16 protein-coding genes and 3 pseudogenes are annotated in these 22195 nt (G+C 39.6%); 11 read left to right on the top strand and 8 right to left on the bottom strand.

Translation table 11 applies throughout. The annotated features are described in order from the left end of the window. Positions 1–100 precede the first annotated feature (100 nt). The 6 genes from DBX26_RS24285 (at position 101) to DBX26_RS24310 (ending at position 6717) form a co-directional block, all read left to right on the top strand. Positions 101–1897, top strand: coding sequence for a recombinase family protein (locus tag DBX26_RS24285; RefSeq protein ID WP_014234481.1), 1797 nt, complete (start codon positions 101–103; stop codon positions 1895–1897). A 910-nt stretch (positions 1898–2807) separates the two neighbouring features. Further along, entirely contained in the window at positions 2808–3350 is a 543-nt protein-coding gene (locus tag DBX26_RS24290; protein WP_069535806.1) for a chromosome partitioning protein ParA, read from the top strand. Beyond that, entirely contained in the window at positions 3340–4731 is a 1392-nt protein-coding gene (locus DBX26_RS24295; RefSeq protein ID WP_118121159.1) for a relaxase/mobilization nuclease domain-containing protein, read from the top strand. The genes DBX26_RS24290 and DBX26_RS24295 overlap by 11 nt, the downstream gene beginning before the upstream one ends. 361 nt (positions 4732–5092) lie before the next feature. Further along, positions 5093–5857, top strand: coding sequence for a hypothetical protein (locus tag DBX26_RS24300; protein ID WP_118121160.1), 765 nt, complete (start codon positions 5093–5095; stop codon positions 5855–5857). Positions 5858–6019: 162 nt separating this feature from the next. Next, the gene (locus tag DBX26_RS24305; protein ID WP_118121161.1) at positions 6020–6220 is read left to right on the top strand and encodes a hypothetical protein; all 201 of its coding nucleotides are present in this window, start codon (positions 6020–6022) and stop codon (positions 6218–6220) included. Between the two features lie 116 nt (positions 6221–6336). Then, the gene (locus DBX26_RS24310; RefSeq protein ID WP_118121162.1) at positions 6337–6717 is read left to right on the top strand and encodes a transcriptional regulator; all 381 of its coding nucleotides are present in this window, start codon (positions 6337–6339) and stop codon (positions 6715–6717) included. A gap of 708 nt (positions 6718–7425) precedes the next feature. Here DBX26_RS24310 and DBX26_RS24315 read toward each other — a convergent pair. Genes DBX26_RS24315 through DBX26_RS24335 form a run of 5 tightly spaced genes read right to left on the bottom strand, consistent with a single transcriptional unit; the run spans position 7426 to position 12635 of the window. Next, positions 7426–8790 (bottom strand): TrkH family potassium uptake protein, encoded by a 1365-nt coding sequence (locus tag DBX26_RS24315; protein ID WP_118121163.1) that lies wholly within the window; start codon positions 8788–8790, stop codon positions 7426–7428. A 1-nt stretch (position 8791) separates the two neighbouring features. Continuing rightward, positions 8792–9445, bottom strand: a complete 654-nt coding sequence (locus DBX26_RS24320; protein WP_118121164.1) for a TrkA family potassium uptake protein — start codon at positions 9443–9445, stop codon at positions 8792–8794. Between the two features lie 13 nt (positions 9446–9458). Further along, on the bottom strand, positions 9459–10919 hold the full coding sequence (locus DBX26_RS24325) for a TrkH family potassium uptake protein (protein WP_174234203.1): 1461 nt from the start codon (positions 10917–10919) through the stop codon (positions 9459–9461). Next, complete coding sequence (locus DBX26_RS24330) at positions 10912–11610, bottom strand: response regulator (RefSeq protein WP_014234407.1); 699 nt, start codon at positions 11608–11610, stop codon at positions 10912–10914. Before DBX26_RS24330 ends, DBX26_RS24325 begins: the two co-directional genes overlap by 8 nt. Then, positions 11610–12635, bottom strand: coding sequence for an ATP-binding protein (locus DBX26_RS24335; RefSeq protein ID WP_118121260.1), 1026 nt, complete (start codon positions 12633–12635; stop codon positions 11610–11612). The genes DBX26_RS24330 and DBX26_RS24335 overlap by 1 nt, the downstream gene beginning before the upstream one ends. A gap of 481 nt (positions 12636–13116) precedes the next feature. On the opposite strand from DBX26_RS24335, the gene DBX26_RS24340 reads away from it, so the two are divergent. The 3 genes from DBX26_RS24340 to DBX26_RS24350 all read left to right on the top strand — a co-directional run bounded on the left by DBX26_RS24340 (position 13117) and on the right by DBX26_RS24350 (position 16099). Next, a complete protein-coding gene (locus tag DBX26_RS24340; RefSeq protein ID WP_118121165.1) occupies positions 13117–13575 on the top strand; it encodes a hypothetical protein in 459 nt (152 codons plus the stop codon). A gap of 694 nt (positions 13576–14269) precedes the next feature. After that, positions 14270–15238, top strand: a complete 969-nt coding sequence (locus tag DBX26_RS24345) for a calcium/sodium antiporter (RefSeq protein ID WP_118121166.1) — start codon at positions 14270–14272, stop codon at positions 15236–15238. Positions 15239–15277: 39 nt separating this feature from the next. After that, positions 15278–16099 (top strand): mechanosensitive ion channel family protein, encoded by an 822-nt coding sequence (locus DBX26_RS24350; protein ID WP_118121167.1) that lies wholly within the window; start codon positions 15278–15280, stop codon positions 16097–16099. 226 nt (positions 16100–16325) lie between these two features. On the opposite strand, the pseudogene DBX26_RS24355 reads toward DBX26_RS24350, so the two are convergent. Further along, a pseudogene (locus DBX26_RS24355) lies at positions 16326–17126 on the bottom strand (IS30 family transposase). A gap of 324 nt (positions 17127–17450) precedes the next feature. Between DBX26_RS24355 and DBX26_RS25710 the strand changes: the two are divergent. Continuing rightward, positions 17451–17588: pseudogene (locus tag DBX26_RS25710) on the top strand (transposase); the annotation flags it as partial. A gap of 270 nt (positions 17589–17858) precedes the next feature. Here the strand turns inward: DBX26_RS25710 and DBX26_RS24365 are convergent. After that, positions 17859–18977, bottom strand: a pseudogene (locus DBX26_RS24365) (IS66 family transposase). Positions 18978–19048: 71 nt separating this feature from the next. Continuing rightward, on the bottom strand, positions 19049–19315 hold the full coding sequence (locus DBX26_RS25850) for a DUF6444 domain-containing protein (protein ID WP_367947066.1): 267 nt from the start codon (positions 19313–19315) through the stop codon (positions 19049–19051). Positions 19316–19881: 566 nt separating this feature from the next. On the opposite strand from DBX26_RS25850, the gene DBX26_RS24375 reads away from it, so the two are divergent. Further along, positions 19882–22083 (top strand): EAL domain-containing protein, encoded by a 2202-nt coding sequence (locus DBX26_RS24375; RefSeq protein WP_118121170.1) that lies wholly within the window; start codon positions 19882–19884, stop codon positions 22081–22083. Positions 22084–22195: the final 112 nt, after the last annotated feature.

The raw sequence follows: 22195 nt of genomic DNA on the forward strand, positions 1-22195 counted from the left end.
TTTCCTGTATAAAGCCCTCTTTTTGTTGATCCATTTGATTAATGTGCAATAATCAATCCTAACAAAAAATTATAGGTTATAGAATTACAGGCTGATTGGAATGGACGAAAAACCACGCATTGCACATATTTATTCTAGAGTTTCAAAGGGCACACAAGTAAAAGGAGATGGCCTACGGCGACAAATCGAAATAGCTAGCAAGTTTATTGAAGATGTAAACATTTCAAACAGCCGTGATGGTTTACCAGTGTATACACTTGCAGATAGCCCCATCTACGACAGGGGGTTAAGTGCGTACTTTGGATTAAATACAGATGAAAACGCGGGGCTTGGCGCATTCTTAAAAGCAGCGGAAAACGGACAGGTAGAAAAAGGTACGTTGCTAATTGTAGAAGCAATTGACCGTATAAGTCGCTTGCCCGTTGATGATGCCCGCGCTCTGTTTGCACGTTTCAAAAAGTACGGCATTGATGTTGCCATTTGCCGTTTCAACCTGATCATTTATCACGACAAAAGTAGTGACTTAGGTCAAGACCTGCTTATCACTACAGCAATACATTTAGCGCACTTAGAGAGTGAACAGAAATCAAAACGCATACGTGCCAGATTCACACACAAGCGACTATTAGAAAAAGAGGGCGGTGAGAGACGCACATCAATGAGTCCTAGCTGGATTGAATTAAGCAAAGATAAAACGCACTTTGTGTTGATACCTGAGCGTGCGCGAATTGTGCGCAAGATGGTAGATTTAAAGCTGCAAGGCTGGGGTGCTCATCGCATTACAGTTTATCTTAATGAGCAAGGATATCCTTGCTGGAACCGCAGCAATACTTGGTACACAAAGATTGTTGAGAAGTATCTAAAGATGATACAGCTTGTCGGCGACTTTCAACCAGTCGAGCATGTGCACGGCGAAAAGGGGGTGCGCAAAGAACCTGTTGGAGATGTAATAAAAGGCTATTACCCAGCATTGATTACAGAAGAAGAGTGGATCAGGCTTAAAGCATCTTTTAAGAGATCTGGAGGGCGACAAACGGGCGCGTTTTCAAATCTATTTAGCTGCATGCTTTATTGCCCAACCTGTGGTTCTTGCATGTCTTACTTTAAGCCTAATCGCGGGCGCATCAAAGTAAGATGTCGCAAGCAGATTGACAAGCAAGGCTGCGACCAACGCGCACTTAACTATGAAGAAATCGAGCCGCGATTAATTAAAGCGCTGGCTGGTTTAGATTACGCAAAGATTAACAACAATAGCTTTGCTAGCTTACAGAAAGAGCTAAACACGCTAGAAGCGCAGGTTGCAGAGCTAGAAGCAAGCGCTGACGATATTAAGACACAAATGCTTGAAGAGTCAGATCCTCGTATTATATCCGTTTATGTAAACAAGCTAAAAGCTATCTATACAGAGCAAGATAAAGCAAAAGCACGATTTGAAAAGCTATCAACGCAAACAAGCGACTATGATGTAAACACGCTTGAGCAGCTACAATTAGAGCGAAACGAGGACAGAGAGCGCTACAACGGCTTTGTGCGCTCATTCGTCAAGTATGTGATAGCATCGGATTCAAAGCTTGGTAAACCACTGCGTATAGTGTTTAAAAGTGAAGCTGTGGGTGAAGTGCCAGTATTCTTTAATGACGACAAAAATAACAAAGCTATTAGTGATATTTTTACCGCGCAGAAAGATGTAAACGAAGCTGCCCCAATACGACTAATCAACATGTCACGCGTGCATGGTAATTTAGGTAAACTAGCAGCTATTGATACTGTGCCCGTACCTGATGATTTGGGCGACGCACTAGAAAGGATAAAATATCTTTTTGCAGTAAGACAAGCTGTACTACAAAACCCCGAAAAATGGCAAGCAATCGCAGATGACGCAAGGTTATTTGAGTAACTTCCACCAACAGAGCACCGCAAAGCGGTGCTTTTGTTTCGTTTGGAAAAAACGCGAAAAAACCAATTATATACCCGAGATCATTGAGTAGGCAATTTTGCCTTTGAGCAGTATGTTTTCGTAGCTTGTTCAGTGCCGTGATATATCCTCTTACGAAGCTCGGGGTAATAGAGTAGGAACTTTGCTAAACCTCTTTCTTAGATTTCTGCTCAGGACAATAAATGATTGGTCATTGGGTAAAACATGATTTATTAATAGTTAATTCTGTTCTATTCAATGAGAGCTATGGAAACCGATTGGGTAGCTGAAATAATTTATTGTTACAACTGGAATCGTGCATATATATTTAATGTAAAAGTGTTTCTTTCCGTTCTTTTATGACGACTCAGGCTATGTTAATTATTGACTAATTCAATTGTAATAAATGGAATGATTTCAAAGGAGTAACTATTGTAATTATTATTTAATGAAAGATGTTTTAAATTATTATTCGATAAGTATTTAATATTATCTTTTTACTTAAAGGGTAAGTATTATCACATGCCATGGCACTTAATAGTTAAGAAGTTATGTAATTAATTTTAATAAAATAACTGTTAAGTCGATGATTGTAAAGTTATTTTTTGGTTAACTCTAAAATTAGACATATAAACTCATGATTAAAATTAAAAAACAGACGCTTGATTTAAATTTATATTGAATATTTTTAATATATTGTTAATATGATAAAAATACAACTTGAAGCAAGCTATGTCTGAGAGTTCTATTTGTCCCAAATATCCTCATCAGACGATTCCCTCACAATTCGTTCGGTTGCACTAACACTCTTCGATGTTAGCGCTATATATTAAACCATAATCGCTTCGCTCAAAAAGTTGACATACAATAATTAAAATAAGGAACATAAGCCATGAGTGATTACATAGATATATTCCATTCTGTAGATAAAAATGAACTTTTGAAAATAGAGAAAGCACTACAGTCTGCAAAGAAAGATAAAATTAAACAAAGAAAATCTGATGAAGATAAGTTGTCTAAATCAGTGAAAATAAACTTTACAGAAATGGAATATCAAACACAAATAGATAATAAGAAGAAAGCAGGGTATAGCACTTTATCTGCTTATATGAGATCTATATTAAATAGGACGATGGTGATTAAACCAGTTGTACTTGAAGCTTCAAAAAACTTTTTCCATAAAACATCGGGTATTTTTAAAGATATTAGCTCTATTGCTTCACACCTAGAAAATGGAAATCAGCTTGATAGGCAAGAGGTAGAACTAGTTTTCCAAGCATTTGAAGTATTAAAACAAGAATTTCAGGAAACCAGGCTCTTGTTAATAAATTGCTTTACTGAAGATACTGCATATGAAATAGCACTGGAGCATATATCAATTGAGAAATTAGAAAAGCTGATACAAGAAAAAAAGAGAGCAAACTATGATATATGAAGAACCTGGACAAAAACAAAAAAAACACAATAAGAAGACTGTACATATACTTGTCGATTATATAAAAGGTAACGATGATCGTGTTGCTAAAAACCTAATTAACTATTCTGCAGATGCGAGCAAAGAGCGTGCTGCAATAACAGAGTTCATATACGCCAACAACATCATCCACATTCCGCATGAAGCCAGAACTGCGGCAGGGGAGTTATTAGACTTATCAATGGCCATCACGGAAATGCAGCAATCAATTGCTCTAAATCCCGCAGTAAAGCAACAGTTCAAGCACATGATAGTTTCTTTAGACACGGGTGAGAACTTAAGCAATCCTCAATGGCAAAAGACTGTCAAGAGGCTTATGGAGCACCTCGGATACGACAATTGTCGCTATATATCTTTCAAGCATAATGATACTGACGAAGAACATGTACATATCGTGACCAGCACTATAGATATGGTCAATCGAAAAAAAGTCTCTGACAGCTATAGCTATTATCGTGCACAAGAAGTAATGAGGGAACTTGAAATCGAGTTCGGCCTGCGGCAGTTAGTTTCGAGTAAAGATAAAGGCTATGACGATCGTGCAACCATCAATGATGCAAGAGTTAAAACTAAAAAGGCGCAAGTTGCTAGATTAGTCACGAGAGCGATTAACCGTCTTAACCAACGCTCAACGTTAGCGCAATTTGTCTCAGCCGTAGAAAAACAACATCCAGAACTCACAGTCGAAGTACGAGAAAAGGACGGGTTGGTATCTGGTCTCGTCTTTACTTTGAGTGACAATCGTTTTAGTGCATCTCAGCTTGGCAGTAATCGTAAGTTTACATTGGGAAAGTTAATTCAAAATGAAATTCTATCTGCTGATTCGCTCAATTTTGAGCGTTTTAAAGAAGAAATCAATAAGTCAGCTTTGCTGTCGCAAACGCAGAAACGACAAGCCCATACGTGTTACGTAAAACGTCAGTCGGACGATAATGGTTGGCTACTTGTTCTGTTTACTGCTAACAAAATTTACTTTAATAAACTGCAAGCGATTTTACATAACGATCGATTCCACTTGCGCTCTAGAAGGTTTATACAAAGTGGCAATAAAATGTCTTGTGCGATCGCTATACAGATCAATTTAGTACAACTTAGCGACACATTCGCTGATGTTCTCCGACAATTGTTTATCGAGCTGTTCTCTTCTATTAGAGAGAGCCACAACGAGATCCAACACAAGTTAACTATGCAAACATTCATCAACGATTTCAATGTAAAAGTGATCTCTTTAAAGGAACTTAAAGATTTTGAGTTACAAAAAGATGCTGAAATACTTAGTACTGAAGAATTGTTTGAATACAAAGTTAAGTACAAAGATAACGCGATGAACCTGATTCAGTAAAAATTTACAATTAATTATTTGATACGCTAGTCATTGAAAATCTAACTTTCGAGGGTGTTTATAAGTAGATGTTCGTTTTATATTAATTATCGTTATCATTAAATATAAACGTATTAGTATCTATAGATAATGACCTGGTCATTAATTTTAAAAAGAAAATTGGTTATTTGTAAGTAATATCTGTAAAATTATTTTTAAATTTTCACATCCGAAATAATGTTTTTATTGTTGAATCTAGTTAATTGTATTTAACGTTCAGTTGTTTATGATTATTTCTTCGTTAATTATTATTTAGTTTACTTATTGTTAATTAACTGGTAATTTATAATTAAAGATAAAAACAAATGATAAGTTTTTAATTATGGCCAATAACGCAGATGCAATTAATGTAGCAGTAGATAAAGAAAGATATAACAAAAACAATGATGGTATGTATTATACGCCGTACCGACATAGAAAAGGTATGACTCTTTATCTTCGGTTAAATATAAAGATAAATAATGAAGATTCTAGACATAGATCTCCAATGACAATGGTGGTTAATGTTGCTCAAAAACGTATTGATGAGTACCCCAAGTATACATTTGAAGAATTTGTAAATAACAATGCTTCTGAATGTGTGAAGTCGGGGGAGTTCGAGATTACTCGAGGTGCATATGAGAAATTTTTAGCTAAGCATAAATACTATTACGGAATATATCAAAAAGCAAAAGTGAATGAATGCCGTGGTTATTTCGAGATTGACAGAGCTGGAATTAAGAAAGAGGCGGCAAAGATATCAAAGCCAATTCATGACGTTGCAGATATTGTTGAAAAGCTTGCTTTAGATGGTCTTTTGACTGCCGTGGAAGCACAAGATCTGTATCAGTCAATGTACAGAATTAAACAAGTATTAGACGCATACGTTATGCCTGATATTCTTTTTCAGAATATGCTTTTCTATGATAAAAAATTGACTGATAAAATTAAAAACTACAATAATTTGTCTAACTTTAAAATTTCAAGTAAAGCAAATGCTGATCGTTTTGTTAAACACATGAGTAAAATAGACAGTTTTGAAACTGGCAACAGAGTTAAAAAATTAAGCACTGAAAGAAAGATACTAGAGTCTTTGTGTTCCAGTTAGTCGTAAACCTCATTGATATCTGCCAGATCAAAGATCTGGCTTTTCATATTATATACAAGTGTACATTTTGTAATCTAGTGGATGAATAGTATTGTTTTATTTAAAATCATGGATTAGTATTCAATCTTATACTCTGCTAGTCAACATATAATAAGGATGATTATGATGGATGATATTCATGAAAAACTTGGCGTTAATAAGTCCTTTCTTAACGACACATTCGCAATGATCCGCATATCTAAAGGCGGAGAGGTTTGGGTGCAATATCAAGATAAGATGGATATACCATCTGGCACTAAAGCAATTAATATTACTTCTGATGTCCTGAAGCTTATTGCTAGTCATCAAAGTAGCGAATTATGAGATCCTGGTTTAAATAAATTTGATATTGAGGTTTGATAAACCTGCTGTAATTTATCTTTCTCATCACGACTTTTTCTTTAAGTTAGAGGGAATTATTGTATAGGAATGGATTGACTATGATAGCTCGAATTGGAATAGCCGATGAAGAACTCGTTCGTAAGTATATGTTGGATGTTTCAGCTGGTAAATTAAACCATATCGAAAATTTTCCTCATTTCTGGTTTTCATCATTAACGGAGCTGGCACAGGTTTTAACTAGCGATAATATTAAGCTTTTGTATATAATTTCTCGTGAGAGAGTAAATAGTGTAGGGAAGCTAGCAGAGATAACGGATTGTAGTGTCGAAGAGCTTGAGGTTTCTATTGAGAGACTTACATCTATAGGTTTTGCTCGTATTGATATATGTGGAAACGAAGAGCGTCTTACTGCTATTTATACCTCTTTTGAGATCATAATGGGCAAAGAAGTGGAAGCCCTGCTTCTACAGCTACTTTAATTTTAAAATCAATTGCGCTTTTTTGCTGAAAAAGCGCAATTGATTTAGGTATTGTAAGTTAGTTCTAAAGAAAAATTCCTACCACTTGATTGCGTTGAATTCTCCATTGTTCGTTAAATAGCGCTGCTTGCCTTTGCATTTAAGGTATCGTTGTCTCTAGGGGGGATCACAGTGTCAAAATAAACCATTGTAGGGTCCTGTATCGATAAGAAAATTAGCTTGAGTTTGCAGGTTTCGTTTAAAGATATAGTTGTTATTTACAGTCGCCACTGAAATAATTTACATTACAGGTATTATGAAAAGCAAGTTAAATGATGCTTTAATGAAGTGCGTGTTCAATAAGTCGAAACACACAATGAGGCATAATGGTTTTTCGACATCACATAAATTATGTGTTATTAATCTGCTAATAATAAGGAAGCCCCCATTATTTATATCATACTGAATTGTTCCTACGTTTACGACTTAAGCCGATATGTGAGATATCTTTTTACCACAGTAAGAACAGTACCGTGCGTTACCATCAGGGTCATGGTGCAGTCCTCTTGAACAATTGAATTTAACCCAAAGCGCCCTTCTTAAAATACGCCAGTAATAATACATAGTCATACCCTAGTCATCGTAAATAAGGCTTATTATTGTTGATGATATTGCTTTAGCTATTAGTCGTTAAACCTGCGTTCACTTCCTTGTGTTAGCCTTGAAAACTCATCCAATGGCTAATTTCGTCTCCGCAAAACGTAGTTTTTTCTGGCGTGGGCTAGCTAAAAAGTACGCCAAGGTTAATGGTCCCAATCTCCCCATATACATCATAAAGATGATAATGAGTTCACCCGATGCGGAAAGCTGACCTGTTAAGCCACGAGATAACCCCACAGTACCTAATGCAGAAACCGCTTCAAACACGACATCTATCATCGGGGCATTTTCCGTCAAGAGTAATGCAAAGATGGCTAACCACGTCACTACAACCGAAATCATCGTCAGTGCAAGAGCTTTGCTGATCGTATCTTTCGCGATTTCACGTTTAAACACATGGATTTGCTCATCACGACGTAAGTAAGCGTAAGTCGATAAAATCAACACCATAAAGGTCACGACTTTGATACCGCTTGCGGTACTTAACGAACCACCACCAATGAACATCAACACCAGAATAATCGCGGTGGTGGCATCTTCTAGTTGGTCAATCGCGAGTGTATTAAAGCCTGCGGTTCTTGGGGTTACCGCCTGAAACCAAGAAGCCAGCCACTTACCGAGTTCGCTGAGTGGCGCTAAGGTGTTGGGGTTATCACGCTCGATTAGGTAGATGGCTATCACTGTCATGGCATTGATAAGCACGGTTCCCGTTATCATCATGCGGCTATAAACCGTCAGCTTTGACCACCGACGGTTTCGCTTTAAATCCATCCAAACCGAAAAGCCTAACCCGCCAATGATAAATAGTCCTGTAATCGTCAGGTTAACGACGGGGTCATCCACATAAGGCATTAAGCTATCAGCACTTAAGGCAAACCCTGCATTATTAAACGCACTGATGGTATAGAAAAAACCGTGAAATAAACTGGTTGCCCAGCCAAGCTCATCGTTCCAATACCAGGTCAGTATGGTCATCCCAACCAGTTCGACGGTCAGAGCAAACATAAGCACGGATTTAGCGGTCGCAACAAGCGTCGAGGAGTCGGTTTGATTAAATGCTTCTCTTGCGACGGTACGCTCTAAAAAGCCGATTTTCCCTCCCAAAGCAATCAAGGTCACAATGGCAAAGGTCATGAGTCCGAGGCCACCACACTGAATGAGTAAAGCAATGACAACTTGCCCAAATAAGGTGAACTGAGTGCCTGTATCAACCACCACTAGCCCTGTCACCGTTACGGCTGAGGTAGCCGTGAACAAACTCTGTATCCAAGTGATAGGCTCATGAGCCGCGATAGGCAGTTTGAGTAATGCCGTACCCAGCAGGATGAGCAGTAAAAAGCTGCCACTTAAAATTAGTGGCGGCGCACCAACTATTTTTTTTCCTGACTTGGGCTTACGTTCTATCGGCGTGATAGAGGGGTGCCACAATACCATGTCACACCAACCTTGGAGCGAGGTATTTTAGCTCAGCGCGAGTGCCGCACAACAGAATGATATCATTCGCTTTCAAGACAAAATCATGATCAATCTGATTGAGCACGTCTTGTTCACGTTTGATGAGAACCGTTTGCACACTGCCTTTGGCATCACCAAGAATTTGTCCAATCGGTGTGTCGTGTAACGATGCTCTGATATGAATTTCAACCACATACAACCCGTGACCTAAAGACAAGTAGTTATTCACCATAGGGTAGTTTAGTGCCTGAGCGACACGCACGCCCATTTCCTCTTCTGGATGGATAATACGTTGAACGCCAAGTTTCGACACTATGGTGTGATGTGCTTTGGTACTGGCCTTAACCCAAATCTCTTTAACACCGAGATTTTTCAATGCCAAAGTGCAAAGCAAACTTGACTGCATATCTTCCCCAATCGCGATCAATACCGCTTCGTTGTTGCCAAGATCTAATTCACGCAGCGCATTCTCATCGGTGGAGTCACAAATAATGGCTTGCGTTAACTCCTCGACATATTTCTCAACAATTTTTGGGTCGCGATCAACGCCCGTCACAGTGTGTCCGAGATGGATCAGTTCAAGACTGGCCGCGATACCAAAACGACCAAGCCCAATGACAGTAAAATGTGCCATGACAAAACCTTTACTATTTTTTCCAAAAGTGTGGCAATAACATGGCTAACACCGTGAAATATTCCAGTCGGCCAAGGATCATTGCCAGATTTAATATCCAGATGCCTGTATCAGAAACAGGTTGAAAATTGCTTGCTACCACGCCAAAACCAGGTCCAAGCACATTGATACACGCCACCACTGCGGTAAAGGACGACCAAAAGTCCAGTCCCGTTGCCATCATCAGCAAAGTGAACACCACGGTGGTCAGCGCCGCCAGAGACATAAAAGCCATCACGGCATTGGTCACATCAGAGGTTACAACACGCCCTTGATAACGGATCGGCAAAATGGCTCTGGGATGGGTAAGCTGACGAATTTCTCGTCGAATCACTTTAAACGTGATGATATCACGCACAAATTTATTGCCCCCTGCGGTTGAACCTGAGCAACCACCAAGATAGGCACAAAACACCAAGAAGAGTGCGCTTGCCGCAGGCCAACTGCCCAAATCCGCTGCCCCAAATCCTGTGCTGGTCATAAATGAGACGACGCTGAACATGGCAAAACTCAGTGAGGTAAGAAAATCGTCGTAAGCAGAATGGCTAAAAATGTACCATCCTAAAACAAAGGAGAGCGCTATCGCGGTAAGAATAAACACTCTCGACTCTTCATCAGAGGCATACAGTCGCAGCCCTGAAAAACCACTTTGAAACACACGAAAATGAAGACCAAAGCTGATCGCGCCCAACATCATGAAAATGTTGGATAACATAAGGATAAGGTGACTTTCAAAATGCCACATACTGGCGTCATGCGTCGAAAAACCGCCTGTTGAAACCGTGGTAAAACTGTGCGCAATGGCATCGTAAGCCGACATCCCCGCAAAATAGTAAGCCAACGCACACGCGACGGTAATCGCTAAATAGACACCCCAAAGATAATGCGCTGTCTTATTGATACGAGGCGAAAGCTTGTCATCCTTAATCGGCCCAGGCGTTTCTGCCTTAAGCAGTCGCATTCCTCCAACATTGAGCATGGGCAATACCGCGACGACAAAAATCACCACGCCTAACCCACCCATCCACTGAAGAAATTGACGATACAAGAGAAAAGATTTCGGCATATCGTCCAAGCCAGCTAGGATGGTAGCACCTGTGGTGGTTAAGGCGCTGATGGACTCAAATATTGCGTCAGTCATACTGACTTTGGTAACGAAATGGATCGGCAATGCACCTAAGAAGCCTGTTAATACCCAAGTTAAACTGGCAAACATTAACGCATCTCGAAAAGTGACTTTATGCAGCTCACTTTTTCGCAATAGAACGGATAACAAAAAAGCAGAGAGTATCATTACCGCCGAAGGAGAGAAGAAGTCACCTGAAATATGATCTTGAAATATAAACAGCGACAACAAGCCAAATGAACCTTGCACAATCCCCATCCAAAGCATGGGCATGACCAAGAGTCGAACGGTATTCTTGAGATTAATCACGAGGTGGCTCCATCGAAACTAAACGGTAGCCAATCCCTGATTCGGTTTTAATGAGCTGTTGTTCGTCTGCACTATCGTTGAGTTTTTTGCGCAACTGGCTAACCAGTACGCGCAGATAATGAGTATCTTCGGTATGACTTTCGCCCCACACCTCTCTCAACAAGTCTGTCTGTTTCACAAGTTGCCCTGGTGTAATCATGAGCATTTCAAGAAACGCAAACTCCTTTTTGGTCAGAATGACTTCAGTATCGTACAGCCAGCATTGATGGGTACTTTTTTGTAACTTGATCCCACTAAAAGTAACGATATCCTCGCTAAAATGGTCACTGACCAAATCTCGCAGCAGTACCTTAATCCGAACAATAAGTTCTTTAATGCCAAACGGCTTACTGAGGTAGTCGTTAGCTCCCGCTTCAAGCAAGCGGATCTTCTCTTCTTCTTGATCGCGTGCCGTTAGGATGAGCACAGGCGTTTTACTTGACTGACGGATCATCGATAGGAACTCAATACCATCACCATCAGGCAATCCCAAGTCGAGCACCACCACATGCGGCTGAACACGCTCAAATTGCACTTTTGCCGTGGCTAACGAGTCTGCTCCCACGTAATCAAAGCCTTCAGCCGCCAAAGAAATTCGCATAAACGTTTGGATTTGAGGCTCATCATCCACCACCAGTATTTTGTAGTTCACTACTGCTCTCCTTGTTGACTGCTTGGCAGCGAAATCCGAATCAAACAACCTTGTTGTACTTCTACGCATTCGATATGGCCTTGATGGGCTGAGACCACGCCTTTTGCCACACTCAATCCAAGGCCTGAGCCAGAATCGTCACTTCTTTTCTCCTTGCCTGAATAAAACAGCTCGAACATTCTTTCTGCTTCATCGGGTTGCAGTGATTGGCCTTGGTTGTAGACATCAATCACCACATTTTGCTGATTCTGATAAATTGTCACACTGACCTGTTTATCTTTAGGGGAATAGCGCAACGCATTGTCCAAGACATTAAATAACGCCTGCTCTAATAAAGCCCGACTGACTTCAACCGATGAAACCGTCCCATTGACGACAACCTCAATACTTGTGGTGGATGAAGAGAAACGGCCAATGACGCTTTTTACAATGTGCACTATGGATTCTTGTTGCTTCTGGATGTGAACCACGCCGTGCTGCAATTTCGTCGCTTGCAAAAGGTTCTCTATGTATTGGTGTAAGCGATGGCTTTCTTTGATGGCACTGTCGAGCAGCTCATCCTTTTCTTTGGCTTGCAGTTGCGTCTGATATTCTTTGAAAGTGGTGAGATTACCGATAATCCCCGCGAGTGGGGTTCTCAAATCATGAGATACGGAGAGCAAAATTTGGTGGCGCAGTTGAACTTGTTCTAGCGCATTTTGTTGGCGTCGATATCGCTCAGCGAGCTGACTGGTAGTAAAGGCAACCACAATAAAAACAAGTAAGTTGATGATGTCATCTAAGTGGAACATCTGAAGCGAATATCGAGGCGTGGTAAAGAGGAAGTTAAAACTGACGGCTTCGGCAATCGCAGCCACATAAGCTATTCGTGAGTGACATTGAAGGGCAATCACAACGATAGAAAGCTGGAGTATCAGCAACACCGCAATGGTTGAGCCTAACCAGTGATCAAGTCCTAAAGATACGACAAGTGCAAGAACAAACACCGATGCCGATAAGAGATAACGCTTCTGTAGCCAACTCATTGCCATATAAGTCATTTGAAAGAAAATCTTAACAGCGACTCTATCAGATGCGGGATCAGGGTTCGCGTAAAAAAAGCGTAAAATTGTGGGCAAATGAAGATAATTATGAATGTATCGTCAAAGTTGAAAACAACATAACGATTTCTCTGGCCCTTTATTTATTCGTCTAACAATTAGATTATTTGGATGATGATTCGTAATCAGGAATAAACCACAGAATGAAACGGTCCCCTTGAAAGCACTTAAGAGGGAACGTCATGCTCACCGACATGGGGAGTTCGCTATAGTGTTCAAATAGCAAATCTCTGGACAGAAAGCTCTCATCAATATCTCCTTATTTTCAATCTCCGTATGAGTGTCAGTCTATTCCTATTAAAGTTAAGAGGCGTGTCCCTGACTTCACTGCCCGTTACTTTTACACGTGATTCGAGTTGATAAGCTAAAATGACATAGTGTTTACGCATACGGATAAGGACTCAAAATGAAACAGACGATATACGCTGTACTGATTGCCTTAGCACTGTTTGGTTGTGAAAAGGCGAATGAAACGGTTGATAGTGTACAAGATACAGCAACAGAAGTGATGGATAAAGCTCAAGAGACAGCCAATGAAATGACGGCAGTTGTTCAGGATAATATGAATGATATGCAGGAGCAGGCGTTTGATTTTGAAGAGTTTGAAGCAACTTCTGATACTGCCAGGTCATTCTCAGAAGCAGTAAAAGAGGTGATTAATCTAGATTTTAGTGATCCTCAATCAGTTGAGAATGTAACAAACCGCGTTGCTAATAACTATCAATGTTATGTTGAAGCAACCTCAGAATCAGAAGCAGACAGTACAGTCAGCATGATGATGAGTTCATTGGATAGTGATGAAGCGAAATCATTAATAGGAAAAGCCATTGAACAAGCGAAAGCTAAACAAGAGTGTAATATCTAGACGTTTTTAGTTGGATTGTTTGGATTAATAACCGAAACGGCGGCGTCTCAATGACCAAAGTACAACACGTAAACATGGGCGACTTTTGTCGCCCATGTTTACGTGTTTTGAGTATCTCGCAATTTAACACAAAAGAATATCGATAAGTCATTCATTTAATGGTTGATTTAAATTGAATATATTCGTTATTATTTTGAGTGTTTAAGGGAGTAGCCTTCCTCTTATAAAGAGGTGTGAATATCAACAGTCTCCAAGCCACATGCTTGTGGTATTCACGTTCACTATGTTCTGGCAAGACTTAAGCAAAGCATTGATGCGGGTAGGATCGGTGTTTTGCTGTTGTTTTGCCTACCCAATTGATTAAAGGGAGCCTACTTTGAGAGTACGGTGCGCTTTGTTTTTTTGGCTTTCTACAAGAGAGCGTAGAAACTTTTTTCTTCTCTGCGCAGCTCACTTATATGCTTTGGATCGTCCCCACTTGTTAGCGCCATACTCCTATTTAATCAAGACAAGAAGTCATTTTGCTTCCATGTATTTGCAATGGGTGACCAGGCCTCGCCTTTGATTGCCATCTTCGTAATATCTAACGTAAAAGATTATTAAGCCGTTCTCTTAGTTATCTCTTATATTCACTACCAACTCAAATTGACGGCTAATCTATATTCTTACTTTATCTAACTGACGGATAATCATCATGTTATTAGCAACACTGGCCATTATTTTTGGCTTTGCCTTGCTCGTATGGAGCGCAGATAAATTTGTAGAAGGTGCAGCTGCAAGCGCTAACTACGCGGGAATGCCTCCGTTATTAATTGGTATGCTAGTTGTAGGATTTGGCACATCAGCGCCAGAAATGGTCGTTTCCGCAATGGCGGCGATGGATGGAAACCCTGCGCTGGCATTGGGAAATGCACTTGGTTCGAATATTGTAAACATCACTTTAATACTTGGCACCACAGCGATCATTGCTCCCATCGCTGTTCATTCAAGCATTATTCGTAAAGAGTTGCCGATTCTTCTAACGGTCACTCTTGGGGTCGGGGCGATGTTATGGAATCACCATATTAGCATGTTGGAAGCATGGGTATTGATCGGGGGGTTCTTTCTACTGATTGGCTGGTCAATTAGGAGTGCTCTGCGCTCGAGAGGTGATCATTTAGAACAAGAAATGGACGAAGAATTAGCCAGCCAGACATTGTCGCTAAAGTCGTCGATTTTTTGGCTTGTTGTAGGATTAGTATTATTGATTGTTAGTTCCAGGATCCTTGTGTGGGGAGCGGTTGAAATTGCCCAGCAACTTGGTGTCAGCGATTTACTAATTGGTTTGACTATCGTTGCTTTAGGGACTTCTTTGCCTGAATTAGCTGCTTCCATTGTCGCAGCCCGCAAAGGTGAGCACGATATTGCCATCGGGAATGTCGTAGGTTCGAATATGTTTAACTCTTTAGCTGTTATAGGGATTGCAGGCACTATTGAACCCATTTCCAATATTGGTGCGGAGGTATTCTGGCGGGACTGGACATCTATGCTTTTTGTCACCGTACTTTTAACGTTTACCGCAGTAGGTTTTGGAAAATCCCAAACTATTTCTCGCACAGAAGGCTCGGTGCTTTTGCTTTGTTATCTCGTCTACAACGGCTATCTCGTTTATACCGCCATTTAATAAACGAACCCTATCATATTTTATTAGGAACTAATATTCATGGACAACCTATTAGAACTGTATACAACACATCAAGCGTTCATTATTCAGATCGCACAAAATACATTGCTAACCGTTTTCATCTTTCTCGTTGCGTCGTTTGTATCCAAACTTGTGAAACGAGGCGTATTTAAGGCCACCGAAAAGGTCAGTGGAGGGGATGAGATTGTAGCGCGTTTGCTTTCCCAAGTGGCTTCATATGCGGTGTACTTAGTAGCGCTTGTCATCATATTGGACTTATTTGGTGTCAATACTGCAAGTTTAGTTGCATTAGTGGGTGCAGCAGGCCTGGCTGTTGGGTTGGCACTGAAAGATACATTAAGTAATATTGCTGCTGGAATAATGATCTTATTTCTAAAACCGATAAAAAAAGGGGAATTTGTCGAATTTGGGAGTTACTCGGGAAGTGTAACTGATATTGGTTTGTTTACCTCTGTGTTCGAAACCGCAGATGGCCTTTATATATCAAGTCCCAATAGTGCTGTTTGGAACTCAACCATCCGCAACTTTAGTCGTAACAATAAACGCCGCATGGATATAACGGTCGGAATATCATACAACGATTCAATTGATATCGGTTTGAATGTACTAAAAGAAATTGCTGCGTCTCAGCCACACATTCTCAAGGAGCCTGAGCCACAAGTGATTGTTCATATGCTGGCCGACAGTTCTGTCAACCTTCAACTGCGTGCTTGGTGTCCCACTAATAGATACTGGGATACCTACTGGGCCGTACAGAAGCAGGTGAAACCAAATATTGAAGCGGCAGGGTTAACCATACCTTTCCCGCAAAGGGATGTGCACGTAATAAGTAACGATTAAGGCATTTATCGTGTTGAAAGAGGTGACGCTCTTTCAACGCTGGCTCGGCTTATTAATACTAAACTCTGGATTAGGTAGGCTGGGCCAGTAAATGATGCAGAAGAGTCCTAATATGATTACTATTCCAAGTATAGACATAGTATTGCTTAATAATGTAAACCCTACCAGCCGCTGTCGGATGAAGTGAAAGCCCGAATTCAACTGCGAAGTGCGATACTTTCCAATATCAAGCAGCTAATGCAATTTCTTCAAATACATGGGCTGGCTGCTTGAAGCCTAAGCACTTTCTTTGTCGAAAATTTAGCCGCGATAAAGCGAACCCTATATCGCTGTCTACCTCCGCCGTTAGGTCGGTTCCGTTATTCACATATTGCCTTAAAAGTCAGTTCGCATTCTCATTAGACCCTCGCTCCCAAGAACTATGAGGATGGGATAAGTACACACCAGCCTCTAATTCTTTTGCGATGGCTTTATGACTTAAAACTCTAGTCCGTTATCTGCCATGATGGTATGGACATATTTCTTGTAAGACATCAGTAGCTCAATTGTGGCACTGGTGACATAAACTGCTGACTTAGATGGCACGTTCTTTACCTCGTAAAATCGAGTTTTACGAGGTAAATTAGTCACTATTGCACTCATACTATGATTGCGTAGCACAGTGTCGATTTGAAAGCCACCAAACCATTCCTTACTGTCAACGATATTTGGTCCATCTTCAATCGAAACCTGATTTTTTATCGATGGATCTTGCTCTTTTTTTCTTGACTCAAGTAGCGATATGACTTGTTGCCCAAGCGTTTTTACAATCAGTATGCTCCTGAGGTATGCGGTACTTACGCACAGTTTTGAGTTTATTAATCGACAACATCAGAGCCTCGTTTAGGCAATGAATACTGCCTTTACTGCCTCACTTAATATCCAGATATACCGTCGAGCGGTTGCACTGAACTGTTTTTGTAATTTCAGAAACTGAAATCCCTCGTTTCGAAAGAGCTGAAACCTGGTATCTTCAGCCTTCTGTCAACTGCTAATAATTCATGGTAGTACTACTTGCTTCTTGGCGAGTAGAGCGTATCACTTTCAGCAGTTGGCTTCCTGTACTGCACCTTTCTATAAATATCGCACTTATTATTTAAAATCGAGAGCAACCAAGCAAATAGTGCGAGGACGGCTGGTAGTAAAAGCTCAATAGTTTTTGCGTGTAGCAACTATTTTTCCATTCGTTAATTCCAGCTGACTACTCAATAAATATGAAGAGCTAAACTTCACATCAAAGATAATGTCGTCGTTTGGGCGTTACTTCGATAAGAGTGAAGTAGAGACAGGTGAGCTAAACTACAATAGTTGTCAATTTTCAATATGGTGTGGGCGAGAACCTAAACAGTCAAGATTTGGAGACAGACAATGCCTTGGAAAAATCACCAAAAACGGCAGATCAGAATTACAAATGCTGTTTGTTCATGGCGCTCGAGCCGTTGGGCGTTATTTGCAATAAGTGGTAAGATTGCGCTCGGCTCCTAGTTTAACTCGCTGGTAAATGGCGGGGTAACGCACAAGCTATTGTTGCATTGGCGAATTACATCATGACGTAAGTGAAGAAGCTATAATAGAAACGTCGGATATATTACAGCGAACCGAAAATTCATCAATAATTGAAAAAACGTGGCGTCCATATATCGTCAAATAAAATTGCAACGGTTTTAGAGTTTTCCCAATACAGTCGTTCCCACGTAACCGTTCACCAACAGGTTATTGACTAAGCGTTTGCGTAAAAACTAGTTTCGTTCAGGTCGAAGACATTGGGGTATGGTTGCTGTGAGATCACAGCAGTTACAATGCGAGTTAGAGTTTCGAGCGAAGATTTCTGCCTCTTCTTGCAAGTTTCTATGAGCGAGTGCACCCTGTCTCGGAACTTATCGCCTGCATCTGAGGTTGTGCCGTAGCTGATTTTTCGTTGAATGACGAAGCCACGCAACCGCGGCTCTGCTTCATTATTGGTGAGAGGGATCTTGGGGTTGGTTAGGAACAGCCATAAACTTTGGCTGTGCTCTTTGAGTTTTCGACATCGCCCTTGATAACGCTGAATCGGGATTTGTATTGCTCCCTTTTCCAACCATTGATCAAAACGACACCGTAGACGACTCAGTCGATCTAGATATAGCACGTCATCGATTTTGCCAGCTTCCCAACGATGGCGCATTCGAAAGACTAATTTGCTGAGCAGCACAAGGCGTTGACCTATTTTTGCGGTATGGCCTTTACCTGAGTAATCGGCTATTTGTTGTAGATTGCGAATGACATGCGACCAACATAATTGATGTTTGTCCTGAGAAAGCCAGTTATAGCCGCTATACTGGTCACTGACCACGATGCCTCAATAATCTGAGTCCAGTACTGTTTTTGCTGAGTGCGTCGAGCGAGAGTAAAGGATTTTTTCATAGACTAAATCATCGCTTGCGACCAGCCAGCACCATCGTAGACGCTCCTCATCATTTCTCGAGTGTGATGTTTCATCTACATGCACCAGTGGCGCAGACTGTATATTGGTTTTGATAGCTTGATGCAGTGGTGTAAGCATAGAGGCAATGCGGCTTTGTGCTTCACTTATGGCACCCACTGAGAAGGTCGTACCAAACTGCTCTTGCAGTAATGAGCGTATTTTTCGAACACTAAGATGATATTGACCAGCCAGTATGGCGATATGACTCATTAGATTTGGTCCCATAATCCCTTGAGGAATGTCGCTTGGCTTGTGTGCTTTTACTGCCTCTCCACATTGCGTGCATTTGCCCGAGTAGAGCCGATATTCAGTAATGTCTATGTGCGGCGGTGGGATTTCATGAACTTGATGGCGATAAAACGGCTTGTCACTCATTTCGAGGTCAGTGTCACCGCAGCAAGGGCATGTGTTTTCAGGGTAACAATCAACAACAGTATCGGATTCTTTTAGTTCTGAGAGTTGTCGTTTATGCCCTTCGTGACCCTGCTTAGCTCCTCTCGGATTGCGACCACTAGAGCTTTGAGCTTTTTTCGTTCAGTCCGCTCTTTCGGTCCATCGGAGGAAGGGGACTTCGAAGAATTGGCGCTGCTCGTTTTTAGCCTATCTTCATAATGGCGTAATTGCGCCCATAACTCGGATATCAACGCATTAGCTTCGTTGATATCCGATGCAATAGGTGGTGTAGATGAGAATTTGGATTTTTTCTTAGTCATGTAATCAGCATGAACACTAGGAATGACCACTCAATAGGCAAAGTGGGATCCAGTGCGGATGGTCACGTTTTTGTGTCAATGCATTGCTGGTGAACGGTTACGTTCCCACTACAAGCACTCAACAAGTTAACTAGGATAGGTATGCCCGAAACTCTAAAAGGTGTACGATTTAGCTAGCGTCCGCTCCTAAGCTGAATTCAGCTATAAAGCCGTTCAGAACCTATAATTAAGAATGAATAAACGAAAAATTTCAATAATCTTCAATATTGATATGTTGAAAATTGCAATACTAATAAAGAGGTGTTTTGAGTATTGTTTAACAAAATTCAATTATAAAGTAATTTTCGCACTTTTGATTCTTGATTAGGGCGACGGTTGTGAAAATGGATAAAAATGTCAATGATAGCTTGTACTGATTAAAAAGTGGAAAGAGATTCCAGAATAAGCTATTGAATTCAGGTGTTAATAATACTATAGTCATGAAAATAAATATTAGTTTGTATGGCTTTTGGTAAATAAATCTAAGCTCAAATGTCAATGCCCATATTTTTATTGAGGTAATTTCCATGGTGAAGTCAAGTAGGTTGTTTCTTTATAGTATAACTTCACTGTTGCTAGTTGTTGCTCCAATGTGTAGTTTTGCAAACGTCGATTCCAATATAATAAAATATACAGGATCAAATAATTATCCACCTTTGGAGTGGGTGGATGAAAGGAATAACATACATGGAATCCTACCTGAAATTATAAAAAAGTTTGGAGAAGACCCTGAAATTATAGTTTCTATTGATTTGAAAAATTGGGAAGATGCTCAAAAATCTGTTTTAAACGGCGAAGCTAATTTGATCGCGTTGATTGGTGCTGATTATAGAAAGAATCTATATGAATTCTCAGAACCTATATATTATATATCTCATGCCATTTACACAATGAAAGGTGAAAGAGGGTTCACTGGTTTAGATGAACTAATTAACAAGCGAGTAGCTGTTGTCAGTGGTTCATTTGCAGAATATAAACTAGGTAATGCTCCTAACTTAAACTCAATATCAGTAGATACTGAATTACAATGTCTCAACTATGTAGTAAAAAGATTCGTAGACGCCTGTATTGAAGTTACAATTTCATCTAATTATCTAATAGAACTACATAAATTACCACTAGAAATGTCCAGCTTACCTTTTTGGAGTGCTCCTTACGTATTTGCTGTTAAAAAGGGCAACGTAGATTTAATAAATGCGGTAAATTCGAAATTAACTGAAGTTGTAACTGATGGCACTTATGGAGAAATTATAAAAAGGTGGGAAAATGATTTTCAATGGTACTCATTGTCGTTTTGGAATAAGTACAAATTATGGTTAGTTACAGTTTCAGTATTATTAATAGTCTTTTTTCTTGCTTTAGTTTTTAACTACTTATTAAAAAGAAAGGTAATTAAAAGTACGAGTGAATTGAAAAATGAGTTGAAAATAACAAAGGAATTAAAAACTAAACTCTCTTACTTGGCTGATTATGATGAACAGACAGAACTTTTAAATAGGAATGGTTTTAATAATAGACTGAAAAATGAATTAACCTTAGAGAGGATGTGTTTTGATGGTTCCACCTTCTTTTCTGTACAGATTACCAATATTGATACTTTAATTAGTGTTATGGGATACGCTTACTCTCTGAATGTGATAAAACATGTAGGGCATACTCTACTAGGCTACGATGAGATTGAGCTAGCTCATTTAGGGAGAGGCGTTTATGTTTTGTTCTCTAATAATTCAAAAAAGTTAGAACAAATTTTAAATTATATCATAAACTTGCGCTTTTCCACTTTTAGCCTAGAGCCTGATCTTGTGGTTGGATATGTGACTATAGATGCTGAAGAGAGAATAGAGGGAATAAAACATATTGATGAGCATATTGATGAGTTAATTAGAAAGTCAATAACGGCATTATCATATGCAAAAAGGAAATATTTATCTATTTGTAAGTATGATGTCGATGCTGAGCCAAATAAATTGAATGAAAAGCTGCTTACAGATTTTAAAATTAATAAGTGCAAAGACTTTATATTATTTTATCAACCACAAGTTTGCTTAATTAAAAATAAAGTTATTGGTTATGAGGCTTTAGTAAGATGGAATCACCCTGAATTGGGCTTAATATCACCTAATTCCTTCATTCCTTTATTTGAAAAAGCTAACAATATGTATGATATTACCGTATGGGTTGTCAAAGAGGTAATAAAATTTTTGAATGACTTAGATAGTCAGTATGTCACGGTAAGTATTAATATTACAACTCAAGACATAGTTAATGATAAATTTATACACTTTATTACGAGTATTTTAAAAAAAACAGAACCATCTCGTTTAGTGTTTGAGGTTACAGAAAGTTCGTTTCTAGAAAATTTTGATATTGCGAAAGAGAATATGGAGATCCTGAACCGTTTGGGGGTATCATTTTCTATTGATGATTTTGGAACTGGATATTCAACACTTGCTTATCTTAATGAGTTGCCTATAAAGGAATTAAAAATCGATCAGTGTTTTGTTAGTAAGCTTAATACTTCTGAAAAGTCTAAAGCAATAACAGAGTCAATCATTACATTAGCTCATGAGTTAGGTCTCAGAGTTGTAGCTGAAGGCGTAGAGAACTACCAAACATTGGAATATCTTATTATGTGTGGATGTGAAAAAGCGCAGGGTTATTATTATAGTAAGCCAGTTTGTAGTGAGGAAGTAATAAAATTTACTAGAAATTATAATAAAATAGGGTAAATGTTTTTATTTTGGCTATATAGTCAAGTAGTAGTCTAAAAAATATTTATGGAGTGACAGTTGAGGGTAGGATCATTGAAGCGCGAATATCACGCTTCATATGCGTCGTATA

The sequence above is a fragment of the Vibrio sp. dhg genome (assembly GCF_003443775.1).
Lineage (GTDB): Bacteria > Pseudomonadota > Gammaproteobacteria > Enterobacterales > Vibrionaceae > Vibrio > Vibrio natriegens.

Coding starts and splice junctions, on each gene's coding strand:
- DBX26_RS24335 (WP_118121260.1), bottom strand. CDS start 12,635: ATGAGTTGGCTACAGAAGCGTTATCTCTTATCGGCATCGGTGTTTGTT.
- DBX26_RS24375 (WP_118121170.1), top strand. CDS start 19,882: ATGGTGAAGTCAAGTAGGTTGTTTCTTTATAGTATAACTTCACTGTTG.
- DBX26_RS24300 (WP_118121160.1), top strand. CDS start 5,093: ATGGCCAATAACGCAGATGCAATTAATGTAGCAGTAGATAAAGAAAGA.
- DBX26_RS24285 (WP_014234481.1), top strand. CDS start 101: ATGGACGAAAAACCACGCATTGCACATATTTATTCTAGAGTTTCAAAG.
- DBX26_RS24345 (WP_118121166.1), top strand. CDS start 14,270: ATGTTATTAGCAACACTGGCCATTATTTTTGGCTTTGCCTTGCTCGTA.
- DBX26_RS25850 (WP_367947066.1), bottom strand. CDS start 19,315: ATGACTAAGAAAAAATCCAAATTCTCATCTACACCACCTATTGCATCG.
- DBX26_RS24290 (WP_069535806.1), top strand. CDS start 2,808: ATGAGTGATTACATAGATATATTCCATTCTGTAGATAAAAATGAACTT.
- DBX26_RS24305 (WP_118121161.1), top strand. CDS start 6,020: ATGATGGATGATATTCATGAAAAACTTGGCGTTAATAAGTCCTTTCTT.
- DBX26_RS24350 (WP_118121167.1), top strand. CDS start 15,278: ATGGACAACCTATTAGAACTGTATACAACACATCAAGCGTTCATTATT.
- DBX26_RS24315 (WP_118121163.1), bottom strand. CDS start 8,790: ATGGTATTGTGGCACCCCTCTATCACGCCGATAGAACGTAAGCCCAAG.
- DBX26_RS24320 (WP_118121164.1), bottom strand. CDS start 9,445: ATGGCACATTTTACTGTCATTGGGCTTGGTCGTTTTGGTATCGCGGCC.
- DBX26_RS24310 (WP_118121162.1), top strand. CDS start 6,337: ATGATAGCTCGAATTGGAATAGCCGATGAAGAACTCGTTCGTAAGTAT.
- DBX26_RS24340 (WP_118121165.1), top strand. CDS start 13,117: ATGAAACAGACGATATACGCTGTACTGATTGCCTTAGCACTGTTTGGT.
- DBX26_RS24295 (WP_118121159.1), top strand. CDS start 3,340: ATGATATATGAAGAACCTGGACAAAAACAAAAAAAACACAATAAGAAG.